The 14,063-nt window shown below is 59.8% G+C and carries 7 protein-coding genes; 3 read left to right on the top strand and 4 right to left on the bottom strand.

Annotated elements, in window-relative coordinates; genetic code table 11:
* Positions 1–613: 613 nt before the first annotated feature.
* The 4 genes from mdoH to pip all read right to left on the bottom strand — a co-directional run bounded on the left by mdoH (position 614) and on the right by pip (position 6,801).
* On the bottom strand, positions 614–3,196 hold the full coding sequence (mdoH, locus tag RGM3321_RS14830; RefSeq protein ID WP_244393684.1) for a glucans biosynthesis glucosyltransferase MdoH: 2,583 nt from the start codon (positions 3,194–3,196) through the stop codon (positions 614–616).
* Positions 3,189–5,087, bottom strand: a complete 1,899-nt coding sequence (locus tag RGM3321_RS14835; protein WP_244393685.1) for a glucan biosynthesis protein G — start codon at positions 5,085–5,087, stop codon at positions 3,189–3,191. Before RGM3321_RS14835 ends, mdoH begins: the two co-directional genes overlap by 8 nt.
* A 265-nt stretch (positions 5,088–5,352) precedes the next feature.
* The gene (dtd, locus tag RGM3321_RS14840) at positions 5,353–5,790 is read right to left on the bottom strand and encodes a D-aminoacyl-tRNA deacylase (RefSeq protein ID WP_244393686.1); all 438 of its coding nucleotides are present in this window, start codon (positions 5,788–5,790) and stop codon (positions 5,353–5,355) included.
* A 39-nt stretch (positions 5,791–5,829) separates the two neighbouring features.
* The gene (pip, locus tag RGM3321_RS14845; protein ID WP_244393687.1) at positions 5,830–6,801 is read right to left on the bottom strand and encodes a prolyl aminopeptidase; all 972 of its coding nucleotides are present in this window, start codon (positions 6,799–6,801) and stop codon (positions 5,830–5,832) included.
* A gap of 280 nt (positions 6,802–7,081) precedes the next feature.
* Here pip and RGM3321_RS14850 point away from each other — a divergent pair, with 280 nt between their 5' ends.
* The 3 genes from RGM3321_RS14850 (at position 7,082) to RGM3321_RS14860 (ending at position 13,999) form a co-directional block, all read left to right on the top strand.
* Positions 7,082–9,532 carry a glycogen/starch/alpha-glucan phosphorylase gene (locus RGM3321_RS14850; protein ID WP_122258860.1) on the top strand — a complete coding sequence of 817 codons (2,451 nt, stop codon included), beginning with the start codon at positions 7,082–7,084 and terminating at the stop codon, positions 9,530–9,532.
* A gap of 277 nt (positions 9,533–9,809) precedes the next feature.
* Positions 9,810–12,623, top strand: coding sequence for a DUF2339 domain-containing protein (locus tag RGM3321_RS14855; RefSeq protein WP_244393688.1), 2,814 nt, complete (start codon positions 9,810–9,812; stop codon positions 12,621–12,623).
* 26 nt (positions 12,624–12,649) lie between these two features.
* Positions 12,650–13,999: a DUF3999 domain-containing protein gene (locus RGM3321_RS14860; RefSeq protein ID WP_244393799.1), complete on the top strand. Its 1,350-nt coding sequence runs from the start codon at positions 12,650–12,652 to the stop codon at positions 13,997–13,999.
* Positions 14,000–14,063: the final 64 nt, after the last annotated feature.

The raw sequence follows: 14,063 nt of genomic DNA on the forward strand, positions 1-14,063 counted from the left end.
CTACTCCCCGAGCAGAAGGCCGTTTTTGATTCTGCCCAATGGGCGTAGGAGCGGACTTGTCCGCGAAGGGGCCGTTAAGCTTTCCGAACATGCATCGCTTGAGCGACCGTCTTCGCGAACAAGTTCGCTCCTACTCCCCGGGCAGAAGGCCGTTTTTGATTCTGCCAACGGGCGTAGGAGCGGACTTGTCCGCGAAGGGGCCGTTAAGCTTTCCGAACATGCATCGCCTGAGCGACCGTCTTCGCGAACAAGTTCGCTCCTACTCCCCGAGCAGAAGGCCGTTTTTGATTCTGCCCAATGGGCGTAGGAGCGGACTTGTCCGCGAAGGGGCCGCCAAGCTTTCCGAACATGCATCGCCTGAGCGACCGTCTTCGCGAACAAGTTCGCTCCTACTCCCCGAGCAGAAGGCCGTTTTTGATTCTGCCCAATGGGCGTAGGAGCGGACTTGTCCGCGAAGGGGCCGCCAAGCTTTCCGAACATGCATCGCCTGAGCGACCGTCTTCGCGAACAAGTTCGTTCCTACTCCTCGCTTGCGTGGGTCTTTGCCATTAGACGCAATAAAAAAGCCCCTGACGCGGTAAGCGTCAGGGGCTCTTCTCGTAGCCGGGCGGTCTTAGACCGGGACCGGCTCCGACGCTTTACCTACAGGTTGCAAAGGCAGCAAGGGCGCATGTGGATCAGCTTCGATGGAAGATCTCCAGGCAGCCAGCCACTCTTCGTGACCTTCGCTCCAGACGCGCTCATGCAGGCGGCCAAGGGCGACCGGGTCACTCAGCAGCATCAGGCGTTCCTGATTGCCGAGTTTGGCCGGGCCTACCTTCAGAGCCTGATCAACACGCTCCATACGCACCACTTCGATTGGCTGTGCCTGACGGTGACGCGAGGTTGCCAGGGCGCAGGCCAGAGCATTCTGGCGAGGATCTACCACAGCCCGAATGAAGCCCTGTTTCAGGGCGTGCCAGCGGTTCTCGTAGGTGTACTGATCCGTCGAGATCAGCTCTTGCGGCGGCTCGAACTCTTCAGGAATCAGGAAGAACTTCTCGTCACGCGCCTTGACGCCCAGATTGGTACGGCTGGAAATCACCGACACCGGAATCGACAGCATCAACGACACCACGATCGGCGCAAGCCACCACAGGAAGCTCGGGTTCAACCAGAACACCAGCAAGGCCCAGCACGCGCCCAACAGGGTTTGCGGACCGTGGCGCTTCACCGCTTCGATCCACGGCGTGGAGTCGTCGTCGCGTTGCGGCGAGTTCCAGGTCGCGGCCCAGCCCAGGAAAGCGGCCAGTACGAAGCGGGTGTGGAACAGCATGCGCACCGGAGCCAGCAGCACCGAGAAGAGCATTTCCAGCAGCATCGAAATGGTGACCTTGAACTTGCCACCGAAGCCTTTCGCGCCCTTGGCCCAGATCAGAATGACGCTGAGCAGTTTGGGAAGGAACAGCAGAACAATGGTGGTCGAGAACAGCGCAACGGCTTTTTCCGGGTGCCATTGTGGCCACAGTGGATACAGCTGACGCGGTTCAAGGAAGTAGGTCGGCTCCATCAGCGTGTTCACCGCCAGCAAGGCCGTGGACAGCACGAGGAAGAAGAACCACAACGGTGCCGACAGGTAAGACATCACACCGGTCAGAAACACCGCACGGTGAACCGGGTGCATGCCCTTGACCAGGAACAGCCTGAAGTTCATCAGGTTGCCGTGGCACCAGCGACGGTCACGCTTGAGTTCGTCCAGCAGGTTAGGCGGCAATTCTTCATAACTGCCCGGCAGGTCATAAGCAATCCACACGCCCCAGCCGGCACGGCGCATCAGCGCAGCTTCGACGAAGTCGTGAGACAGGATCGCACCGGCGAAGGCACCTTTACCCGGCAGCGGCGCCAGGGCGCAATGCTCGATAAACGGCTTCATGCGGATGATCGCGTTGTGACCCCAATAGTGGGATTCACCCAGCTGCCAGAAGTGCAGACCGGCTGTGAACAGCGGACCGTAGACCCGGGTAGCGAATTGCTGCATGCGTGCATACAGCGTGTCCATGCCCGACGCACGTGGCGCGGTCTGGATGATACCGGCGTCTGGCGTGGCTTCCATCAGGCGAACCAGACTGGTCAGGCACTCACCGCTCATGACGCTGTCGGCATCAAGCACGACCATGTAACGGTATTCACCGCCCCAGCGACGGCAGAAGTCGTCCAGGTTGCCGCTTTTGCGTTTTACGCGGCGGCGACGACGACGATAGAAGATCTTGCCGAAACCTTTGGTCTCGCGACACACGTCCAGCCAGGCCTGTTGCTCGGCAACGGCGATGTCGGTTTCGTTGGTGTCACTGAGCACGAAGAAATCGAAACGATCCAGATCACCTGTTGCGGCGACCGACTCGAACGTAGCGCGCAGACCGGCGAAAACCCGAGGCACGTCCTCGTTGCAGATCGGCATGACCAGCGCAGTACGTGCGCCCTTTTCGATCGGCTCGTTGCCAGCACTAGCCCCCGAGATGCGGTATTTGTCGCGACCGGTGAGCAGCTCCAGGAAGCCCATCAACGCGGTCCAGAAACCGGCCGATACCCAGCAGAACAGAATCCCGAACAGCAACAGGATACTGGTCTGCAAGGCATAAGGCATGACCTGCAAGGCGGTCTGCACGAAGGTCTGACGGGTGATTTCGTCGAGCGAAACCAGCGACCAGCCCTGATACGGCAGGATGCCCTTCATGTACCAGCCAGCCACAATCGTCTGACCCAGCATAAGGATCAGCAGGATATAGCGACGGATCGAACCGACGGTACGCCAGCGCGCCTTGGGCAGATCACGAGGCAGATCGTCGTGCTCTGGCTTGGGCGGGTTGGTCTTGCCGGTCAGGCGACGCCAGCCGCGTACCAGAATGTTGGTGCGCCATGGCTCTGGCACGACCTTGGTCCGGCGAATCGGCGGTGTGGCCTTGAGGCACAGGCGACCGCTGGCATCGACGCCGAGCATCTCGGCATCCTCCAGCTGGTCTGCGGTGGTCAGCGTAAGGCGGCGCCCCACCGAAGCCTGAGCGGCCTCGGCAGGGTCATTGACCGGCTGCGCAGAGAGACGCTCATGCAAGTCGGCGAAGGTCTTGCAGCCGGCAAGTTCTGCCCGCTGCTCGTCGCTCATCGGTAAATGCGCCAGGTACTCGTTCAGAGACACTGGCACCGGTAGAGAATTACTCATCGCTCGGCAACTGATAGCTCCAGGTCTCGGTCATGACTTGCAACGTCTTGGCCGGTTCCGGATGGGTGGGTGCTGCCTCGGTTTCAGGCTGCTGAATTTCCTTACCGTCCTTGTCCTTGGCTACGTCAGCCTTGGATGCGTCGGCTTTGCCTGCATCGGCCTTGGCGACTTCGCCTTTGCCTTTGGCTGCGTCAGCCTTGCCAGCTTCAGGCTTGACGGTCTCGGGTTTGGCGATTTCTACCTGGTCGTTGGCAGATTCCTTGGCAACTGCAGGCTTGGCAGCTTCCTTGGCAGCAGCCTTCTTCTCTTCAGCTTTGTCTGCAACGAGCAGCGCAGGTTCCTTGCCCGGTTCGGCAGGGATTTCACGCAACAGGTAGGCGCGCATTTCGGTCGGCTTGCCGGAATCCTTGACCTTCACACGCAGGGTCAGGCGGTAGCCTTTGGTGACCGGGTTGTAGCGCAGGTTGTTTTCCACCAGCTCGACGTTGTCGTCAGTGGTCACCTGGCTGCGAATGGTCTTGTCTTCCGGCAATGCGGCCAGTACCGGGCCCACGAAGTCGACCAGGAAGGCAAGGCTGCCATCCGGCTGACGGATCAGGTTGGACTGACGCACATCACCGATGGAGCGTTGGGTCTGCTTGACCCAGCCCAGATCCGGTGAGTGGATCGAGTTTTCCTGCATGGTCCAGTGCAGACGGTAATCGAATGCCATTTCCTTGCCTGGCTCTGCGAGAGTCTCAGGTTTCCAGAAGGCTACGATGTTGTCGTTGGTCTCGTCGGCAGTCGGAATTTCGACCAGCTCGACGGTGCCCTTGCCCCAGTCACCCTTCGGCTCGATCCAGGCGCTTGGACGCTTGTCATAGCGGTCATCGAGGTCTTCGTACTGACTGAAGTCACGGCCACGTTGCAGCAGACCGAAACCACGCGGGTTTTCGACCGAGAAGCTGCTGATGGACAGATGTTTAGGGTTGTTCAGCGGACGCCACAGCCACTCACCGTTGGCAGCCTGAATCGACAGACCGCTGGAGTCGTGCAGCTCGCGACGGTAGTTAGGTACACGCGAAGGCTGGTTGGCACCGAACAGGAACATACTGGTCAATGGCGCAACACCGAGCTTGTTGACCTTGTCACGCAGGAACATGCGCGATTTAACGTCAACCAGGGTGTTGGTGCCAGGACGCAGGGTCAATTGATAAGCACCGGTGGCGCGCGGCGAGTCGAGCAGCGCGAAGATCACCAGATGATTGTCATCCGGGCCCGGCTTCTCGATCCAGAATTCCTTGAAGCGCGGGAACTCTTCACCAGACGGCGATGCAGTGTCGATTGCCATGCCGCGTGCGGACAGGCCATAGACCTGACCCTTGCCGATCACGCGGAAGTAGCTCGCGCCCAGCATGGTCATGATTTCGTCCTGCTTGTCATCCTTGTTGATCGGATACAGGACACGGAAACCGGCATAACCCAGTTTCTCGGTGGATTTGGGGTCGATCTTCAGATCGCCGAAATCAAAACGGCTAGGGTCGTACTTGATTTCGTCGACGCTGGTGGCGGTCACTTCGTTGATCTTGACCGGCGTGTCAAAGTGCATGCCCTGGTGGTAGAAAGACACTTTGAACGGAGTCTTTTCGCCCGCCCATTCGGCCTTGTCATCACGGAAGCGAATCTTCTGATAGTCGGCAAACTTCATATCGCGCAGTTCGTTCGGCAGATTGCTCCTTGGAGCCTCGAACTTCTGCCCGGCCATTTCTTTGGCTTTTGCCGCTACATCATCAAGATTGAACGCCCACAGCTGGCCTGCACTGAACAGGCATACAAGGGCCGAGCTTGCCAGAAGTGCACTACGCAACCGCTTGACAGGTGTCTTTGGAGCATCACAGGGACTAACAATCACGAGCAACCCTCGCCGAAAAACAGATGAAAAAACCAACGGCCAGCTATCAATGCCGGGTTGGCGAGCATTGTTCCGACTCCGAATGGGCTTAATGATTCCCCAACCCGGTGTCAGAACCGCTTTTGTCATACCAAATGGACCAACAGTGTCGATCCCCGTAACGCGCGATTATCCAGCAGCGCGCGCCACAACGCATCAGGTATGGCAAAGAAATTTATTTCCCACTCGACCGGAAAACTCAGGGGAGAAACGATGAAATCGTAGCTTATGTATCGAACAAAAATGTCACTGGGCCATCATTTATCAGATGTACCTGCATGTCCGCACCAAATTGGCCCGCAGCCACGGTGGTATGCGCGATTCTGGCCTGACTCAATAGATAGTCGAACAGCTCGGCACCCAGCGCTGGAGCAGCGGCTTTCGAGAACCCCGCACGCAGCCCGCTTTTGGTATCCGCGGCCAACGTGAACTGCGAAACCAGCAACAACCCGCCACCCACCTCGCGCAAGGATAGATTCATCTTGCCGTCGGCATCGCTGAACACTCGATAATTGAGCAGCTTGTGCAGCAACTTATCGGCACTGGTACGGGTGTCTTGAGGCTCTATACCCACCAGCACCAATATGCCCTGATCGATAGCACCCACAACCTCGGTGCCCACCTCGACGCGTGCGTTTCGCACGCGCTGCAACAAACCTTTCATAAATGCCTTTCCAGACTCAAAACCAATACCAGACTACTGTCATGCTTCTTCGGGCGGGAGGTCGAGCAGGTTGCGTGCAACTTCTGCAGCGGCACGCACCAGCGCATCGGCGATACCGGATTCCGACGCCGAATGGCCAGCCTCGCGAATGACCTGCAGTTCGCTGCCGGGCCAGTTCTGATGCAACTCCCAGGCATTATCCAGCGGGCAGATGACGTCATAACGACCGTGAACGATGATCGCCGGCAGGTGCGCGATCTTTGGCATGTCGCGGATCAACTGGTTTTCTTCAAGGAACGCCTTGTTCATGAAGTAATGGCATTCGATGCGCGCAATAGACAGCGCACGGTGCGGCTCGGCGAAGCGATCGACCACTTGCGGGTTGGGACGCAAGGTTGCGCAACGCCCTTCCCAGGTCGACCAGGCTTTGGCGGCGTGCATCTGGGCGATCTGGTCCGGACCAGTGAGCCGCTTGTGGAAGGCAGCCAGTATGTTGTCGCGCTCATCCAGCGGGATCGGCGCGACATAATCCTGCCAGTAATCAGGGAACAGACGACTGGCACCCGCTTGATAGAACCAGTCGATTTCCTGCTGACGGGCCAGGAATATGCCCCGCAGGATCAGCGCATGCACACGGTCGGGATGGGTCTGCGCGTAAGCCAGGGCCAGAGTCGAACCCCATGAGCCGCCAAACAGCACCCATTTGTCGATTCCGAGGTGCTCGCGAATCCGCTCCAGGTCTTCCACCAGTTTCCAGGTGGTGTTGCTCTCAAGGCTCGCATGCGGTGTGGAACGACCGCAGCCACGCTGATCAAACGTTACGATGCGGTACAGGTTAGGATCGAAGTAGCAGCGACTGTGCGCATCGCATCCGGAACCGGGGCCGCCATGAATGAACACCACTGGCAACCCTTCTGGCGAGCCACTTTCATCGACGTAAAGCACATGCGGTTGTTCCACGGCCAGATCGTGCCGGGCGTAGGGTTTGATCTGCGGGTACAAAGTCTGCATAAGTGCTCCATAAGTCCAGTTCAGAGGCTTCTATTATTCTGCCGTTGGGCATCATAAACCCGAAACGAAGAATCAGCATGCTGCACGTCATTGATCGGGATGGAACGATCAATGCAAGCGTTTTGCCAATTTGGTCAGCGCGCGAACCAGAGCCGTTGCACTGGGTCGAAGCGAGGGCGCTGCACTCAATTATTTCTACTATTTTCAGGAAATAACTGACGACACGCCTACAGTCTAAGAATCCCGTTTTCCATTCGTCAGACTACTTGAGGTTTTACCGATGTCTCAGGAACCACTTGTTCGTGACGCTGATGTGGCTGCTTTCCGCGCCGCTGTGCTCGCCAAACTCACCTATTCGGTGGGCAAGGACCCCGACCATGCGTTTGAGCATGACTGGTTTGAAGCTGTTGCCCTTGCCGCCCGCGACCACATGGTCGAACACTGGATGGACCACACGCGACAGATCTATCGCAAGGTCCAGAAGCGCGTTTACTACCTGTCTCTGGAATTCCTTATCGGCCGGCTGCTATACGACAGCCTGAGCAACCTCGGCCTGCTGGAAGTCGCTCGCGAAGCATTGACCGAGCTGGGTGTGGATATCGAACGTATCCGCTTGCTTGAACCGGATGCTGCGCTGGGCAACGGCGGCCTGGGCCGTCTGGCGGCGTGCTTCATGGAAAGCATGTCGACCCTGGGTATCGCCGGACACGGTTACGGCATTCGTTACGAGCACGGGCTGTTTCGTCAGGGCATCGTCGATGGCTGGCAGCAGGAACAGACCGAAAACTGGCTGGACTTCGGCAACCCTTGGGAATTCGAGCGTCCTGAGGTGGTGTACTCCATCGGCTTCAGCGGCAGCGTCGACACTGTGGTGACCGAAGCGGGCGACTCGCGTCAGGTATGGCGTCCGGGCGAAACCGTTCGGGCCATTGCTTATGACACGCCTGTAGTCGGCTGGCGTGGAAAAAGCGTCAACACCCTGCGCTTGTGGCGCGCCCGTGCGGTAGAAGACCTGCATCTGGAGCGCTTCAACGCAGGCGACCACTTTGGTGCCGTCGCGGAAGTGGTGCGCGCCGAAAGTATTTCCCGCGTGCTATACCCCAACGATGCAACCGAAGCGGGCCAGGAACTGCGCCTGCGCCAGGAATACTTCTTCGTTTCCGCATCGCTGCAGGATTTGCTGCGCCGCCATCTGAACCAGCACGCCACGCTGACCGATCTGCCAGACCATGCAGCGATTCAGATGAACGACACGCACCCGTCCATTGCGGTGGCCGAGCTGATGCGTCAGTTGATCGACAACCACAACATCCCGTGGGACACCGCCTGGAAAATCACCGTTGGCACCCTTGGCTACACCAACCATACGCTGCTGCCGGAAGCGCTGGAGACCTGGTCGGTCGGCCTGATGGAGCGGATGCTGCCGCGCCACATGCAGATCATCTACCTGATCAACGCGCAACACATCGACACGCTGCGCGCCAAAGGCGTCGACGACGTCAACGTGCTGCGTGCGGTGTCGCTGATCGAAGAAGACAACGGTCGCCGGGTACGCATGGGCAACCTGGCGTTCCTCGGCTCGCACAGCGTCAACGGTGTTTCGGCGCTGCATACGCAACTGATGCGCAAGACCGTGTTCGCCGAGCTGCACAAGATCTACCCGGAGCGGATCAACAACAAAACCAACGGCATCACCTTCCGCCGCTGGCTGTTCCAGGCCAACCCGAAGCTGACCGAAATGCTCGTCGAAGCGCTTGGTGAGGACGTTCTGGACAATGCCGAGACGCGCCTCAAAGAGCTTGAGCCGTTCGCCGAGAAGTCGTCGTTCCGCAAGCAGATGGCCGACCAACGCCTGCACAGCAAGCGCGCACTGGCAGCGATCATTCATGAGCGCCTGGGCATTGCGGTCAATCCTGCAGCGATGTTCGACGTTCAAGTCAAACGGATTCACGAATACAAGCGCCAGCTGCTGAACCTGTTCCATACCGTCGCGCTGTATCAGGCCATTCGTGCCGAGCCAGGCACAGACTGGGTTCCGCGGGTGAAGATCTTCGCCGGCAAGGCGGCGGCCAGTTATCACTCGGCCAAGCTGATCATCAAGCTGACCAACGATATCGCCCGGACCGTGAACAACGACCCGACAGTGCGTGGTCTGCTGAAAGTAGTGTTCATGCCCAACTACAACGTCAGTCTGGCGGAGAGCATCATTCCGGCGGCCGACCTGTCCGAGCAGATATCCACGGCAGGCCTGGAAGCTTCAGGGACCAGCAACATGAAGTTCGGCCTCAACGGCGCCCTGACCATCGGCACGCTGGACGGTGCCAACGTGGAAATGAGCGAGCAGGTCGGGCTCGAGCACATGTTCATCTTCGGCATGTCCTCGCAACAGGTCGAAGCCCGCAAGCGCGCAGGTGAATTCAACGCGCATGGCGACGTGGCGGCATCGGGGCGTTTGAACGATGTACTGCAAGCGATTCGTGGTGGCGTGTTCTCGCCGGATGATCCGAACCGTTACGTGGGACTGATCGATCAGCTGCTGGATTATGACCGCTTCCTGGTCTGTGCCGACTTCGATTCGTACTGGGCAGCACAGGCCAAAGTCGAGGAACGCTGGCACGATTCCAAGGAATGGTGGCGCTCGGCGGTGCTCAACACCGCACGCATGGGCTGGTTCTCTTCGGACCGGACTATTCGCGAGTACGCCGGCGACATCTGGAAGGCGCTGGACTGACTCGGAGCTGCTCGCGCACTCACTGGGCTCTCGTTACCACGCTCCGGCGTGGTAACGCAGTTCTGGACGCTCCGCATCCGATCTTGAATGCGCGGTGCGGCGCAGATCTGTGACGCGGAGCGTCACCCAAGGCATTCCCACGCCGGAGCGTGAGGAACGATAGGTGTCTGCGCTAATGAACGTACCCTTGCACTGCATAAAACATTACAAACGATGTCCGCCCGCCCCTATATACTGCGCTCGATGAACCTTCACACATCGAAAAGGATGTCGTCGCGTGCTTTGGATTTGTCTGGTGGTGGGCGGTGCAGCGCTGGGTTACGCGCTGAGCTATGACGAATGGGCAGGTTCGCTGATCGGTGCAGTCATGGGCTGGGCCGTCTGGGCGGGCATTCGCATGCGCCTGATTGGCAGGCAATCCGCCGACCAACTGCAACAACTGCTCGCAACCCGCCAATCCCTCGATGCCCTTGGGCAGCGCCTGAGCGCGCTCGAGCGTCAGTCCACATCCGGCGTGCCACCTGCGCAGGACGCCGCACCGCTTCCAGTGGATGCGATCATTATCGAGTCACCCACTGATGGCCCCGAGCTGATCTGGGACCTGCCAGACCAAGAGCCGCAGGCAACAGGGCCTGTCGAACCCGCCACCGAAATCCGTCAGCCTTCAAAGGCAGCACAGCCCAATCTGCTGGACAGCGCCATCAATCGCGCAAAAGACTGGCTGCTGGGCGGCAATACGGTACTGCGAGTGGGCGTAGTGGTGCTGTTTCTCGGGCTGGCCTTTCTGCTGCGCTACGCCACAGAAGGCATGGTCGTACCGATTGAAGCACGCTACGCCGCAGTCGCCGCCAGCGCGCTGGCCCTGCTCGGTCTGGGTTGGTGGCTGCGTTTGCGCAACGGCCCTTACGCGCTGATGCTGCAAGGCGCAGGCGTAGGCGTGTTGTACCTGACCGTCTTTTCGGCGATGAAATTGCACGCCCTGCTCGATCCGGCACCGGGCTTTGTGCTGCTGGTAGCAATCACCGCTTTCTCGGCCATTCTGGCGTTGACACAGAACGCTCTGGCCTTGGCCTGCGCCGGTGCGCTGGGTGGATTCGCAGCACCACTGCTCGCGTCGACCGGGCAAGGCAGCCACATCTCGCTGTTCAGTTACTTTGCCCTGCTCAACGCGGGCATCATTGCCATCGCTTGGTTCAAGGCCTGGCGTATTCTCAACCTGATCGGCTTTTTCGGCACTTTCGGCATCGGTTTCGCCTGGGGCCTGAAGGCTTACACCCCCGAGCTGTTCTGGAACACCGAGCCCTTTCTGACTCTGTTCTTTGTGATGTACCTGGCCATCGGCCTGCTGTTTGCGCGTCGCAAGCTGCTGGAACTCACTGACGCGCCACCGGATGCCAGTCGCGAAACACTGCTGCGCTGGTCGGCACGTCAGGGTGATTACGTCGACGGCACCCTGCTGTTTGGCACGCCAATCGTCGGGTTCGGCCTGCAATACGCGCTGGTCGAACACCTTGAGTTCGGTGCCGCGCTCAGCGCGCTCGCGCTGGGCCTGATCTATATGGGACTGGCACGCTGGCTGGCAGCACGTGCGACCGGCCGAACCGTTTTGTTGATGGAAACCTGCCTGGCGCTGGGCGTGGTGTTTGCCACCCTGGCCATCCCGCTGGGCCTCGGTTCGCAATGGACAACCAGTGCCTGGGCCGTGGAAGGCGCAGCGGTTTTCTGGCTGGGCCTGCGCCAGCATCGCAAACTGGCACAGGTTTTCGGCCTGGTGTTGCAGCTGGCCGCAAGTGCGATTCTGATCAGCAGCGGCACCGACATCTCGCGGCAAGCCTTTGCCAATGATTACTGGACACCGATGATCCTGGCCATCGCAGCAATGGTTAGTGCCTGGTGCGTGTTCCGCCTCAATTCCCTGACCCTCATCGATCAGCGCACCGCCCGAAGACTGCTGGTCATCTGGGGCACATTCTGGTGGTTGGTTTCGCTGGCCAGCGCGGCAGGCCTGCAAGCGTCAGCGCCGTATCAGGCCTGCGCGTTCCTGATCGCAGTGGCGCTCAGCGTGGCGCTCTGGGCCGCACTCGCCATCCGTTTGCGCTGGACCGATCTCGCCGCGCTGTGCAGCGCACTGACCCCGATCAGTACTGCATTGCTGCTGATCTCGATGGATTTGCGAAATAATCCGGCAGGCAACCTGGGCTGGCTGGCCTGGATGGCGGTATTCGCTGTACACCTGCTAAGTCTGCGTTACCTGGCGGGCCTGCAATCCGTCCTCGCGCAACGTATCGCTCACACTACGGGCTGCCTGTTGATCATCGTTGTACTGGCACTGGAACTGCGTTTCGGCCTGCTGCAGCTGTCCGAGTCTTACAACGCCTGGCGCTGGCTGGGCTGGGCGATTCTGCCTAGCCTGTTTCTGCTGGCGATGAGTTCAGAGCGTCAATGGCCATGGCCGGTGAAGGCTCGTCCCGAGGCCTACCATGTCGGGGCCGCGGCACCACTGGCGGCATTGATGCTGGCGTGGTTCTGGCTGGCGAACACGTTCAGCGAAGGTGCGGCAGACCCGTTGCCTTATATCCCGCTGCTCAACCCGCTGGAAATCGGCTTGCTGCTGGCTCTGGCCGGAGTATGCCTGTGGATGCGCAAGTACCTAACGCGCCCTCGCAATGCTGCCTTGCTGGTGGCAGGCGCTTCGCTGTTTGCACTCGTCACGGCAATGGTCATGCGTACAACCCATCATTGGGCTCAAGTACCGTGGCACACCGAAGCGCTGCTTGAGTCGATGCGCGTTCAGGCCGGGTTGTCGATAGTCTGGACGCTGATGGCGCTGGCCCTGATGATCGGCGGTCATATGCGCAGCAACCGCGAGCTCTGGCTGGGCGGCGCAGCATTGATCGGCGTGGTGGTGATCAAGCTGTTCTTCGTCGAGCTGAGCAACCGTGGCGGCATGGAGCGCATCGTCTCGTTCATCGGTGTTGGCATTCTGCTACTGGTGGTGGGATATTTCGCACCATTGCCGCCGAAACACTCTGCCAGAGAGGTCGGCGAAGAACCCGGCCCAGGCCCGACCGCCGCGCCGGATACGCTATGAGGAAAACGTTCTTGAGTCATCCCGCCATGAAGATCGCCGTGCTTGGCCTGGCCTTGTGCACGGCGATAACTGCCGTCGCCCAGGACAAACCGACGGACTTTGCCAGCCAGACCCCACTGAGCCTCAGCGGCGACGGGCCTTGGTATCGCATCGAGTTACCGCTTGCCGTGCAGTTGAATGCCCGGCAGACCGACCTGGGTGATCTGCGCGTGCTCAACGCCGAGGGCCAGCCGCAGGCCTATTCGATCACGCCGCGACAACCTGCACGCGAGCAGGAACCCACGCCAATCCCGGTCAAATGGTTTGCCCTGTACAGCACGCAGGAAGCAGGCGATGCCGCGCCGGTCATCCGTATCGAGCGCTCAAGCAACGGCAGCGTGATCGAGGTCCAGCCGCAAAGCGATATCGAGGCTGGCGAAGAAGTGCTGCGCGGCTGGTTGCTGGACACCAGCGCGATCAAGGCGCCACTGGAGCAACTGGTGATCGACTGGAGCACCGAGCGTGAAGGTTTCCAGAACTTCAGCATCGAAGCCAGTGATGACCTGCAGCACTGGCGCAACTGGGGCGACGGGCAGGTTGCCCGATTGTCATTTGCCGACGAAGTGATCGAGCAACGTGAAGTCGGCCTGCCCGGCCAGAGCGCCCGCTACCTGCGTCTGTTGTGGCGCGCCCCGCACAGCGCACCCCTGTTGATCTCCGCCCACCTGCTCAGCGCCAGCACTGAAAGCCCGACCCCGCCGCTGACCTGGTCGCCGCCGATCAAGGGCGTTGTCGAAAGCCCCAACGAATATGTCTGGCAACTGCCAACCGGCTTGCCGGTAGGGCGCGTCAAGGTCGACATCGCCCAGCCCAACAGCCTCGCACCGGCGACGCTTTACGGTCGGATGGACGCGAAACAGCCCTGGCAGCCGATCAGCAGTGGCCTGTTGTACCGGTTATCGCAGAACAACAGCGATGTCTTGCAGGACCAGCTGCAATTGTCCGGACGCATCGTTCAACAGCTAAAACTGGTGGTGGATGATCGCGGCGGCGGGCTGGGCAGTGAAGCGCCGCAGTTGAGTGTGGCCGTGCCTGCCACGGAAATAGTATTCCTGGCGCGCGGCGAAGGGCCCTTCACGCTGGCTATCGGCAACCCGAACGTCAAGGCGGCAAACCTGTCGCTGGCCACCCTGATCCCTGACTTGAGCCCGGAAAAACTGGCCTCGCTCGGTACAGCGAAACCCACTACGGCATCCGTTGCCAACATGGCAGCTGCGCCAATAGCAGTGCCGCAGAGCATGGACTTCAAACGTATCGGGCTTTGGGCCGTTCTGCTGCTCGGGGTAGTGTTTCTGGGCTGGATGGCATTCAGCACGCTGCGCGCATCAAAACGCTGAAACACACAGGCTGTCGGGTGCGCTTTGCCCGACATCTGAACTGAAACAGTCATAAGCCAGTCTG

Source organism: Pseudomonas sp. RGM 3321, assembly GCF_022836805.1.
In the GTDB taxonomy this organism is placed as follows: Bacteria; Pseudomonadota; Gammaproteobacteria; order Pseudomonadales; family Pseudomonadaceae; genus Aquipseudomonas.

Bases quoted from the DNA above. Each gene is read 5' to 3' on its own strand.
- mdoH (WP_244393684.1), bottom strand. From the start codon at position 3,196: ATGAGTAATTCTCTACCGGTGCCAGTGTCTCTGAACGAGTACCTGGCG.
- RGM3321_RS14860 (WP_244393799.1), top strand. From the start codon at position 12,650: ATGAAGATCGCCGTGCTTGGCCTGGCCTTGTGCACGGCGATAACTGCC.
- RGM3321_RS14850 (WP_122258860.1), top strand. From the start codon at position 7,082: ATGTCTCAGGAACCACTTGTTCGTGACGCTGATGTGGCTGCTTTCCGC.
- dtd (WP_244393686.1), bottom strand. From the start codon at position 5,790: ATGAAAGGTTTGTTGCAGCGCGTGCGAAACGCACGCGTCGAGGTGGGC.
- pip (WP_244393687.1), bottom strand. From the start codon at position 6,801: ATGCAGACTTTGTACCCGCAGATCAAACCCTACGCCCGGCACGATCTG.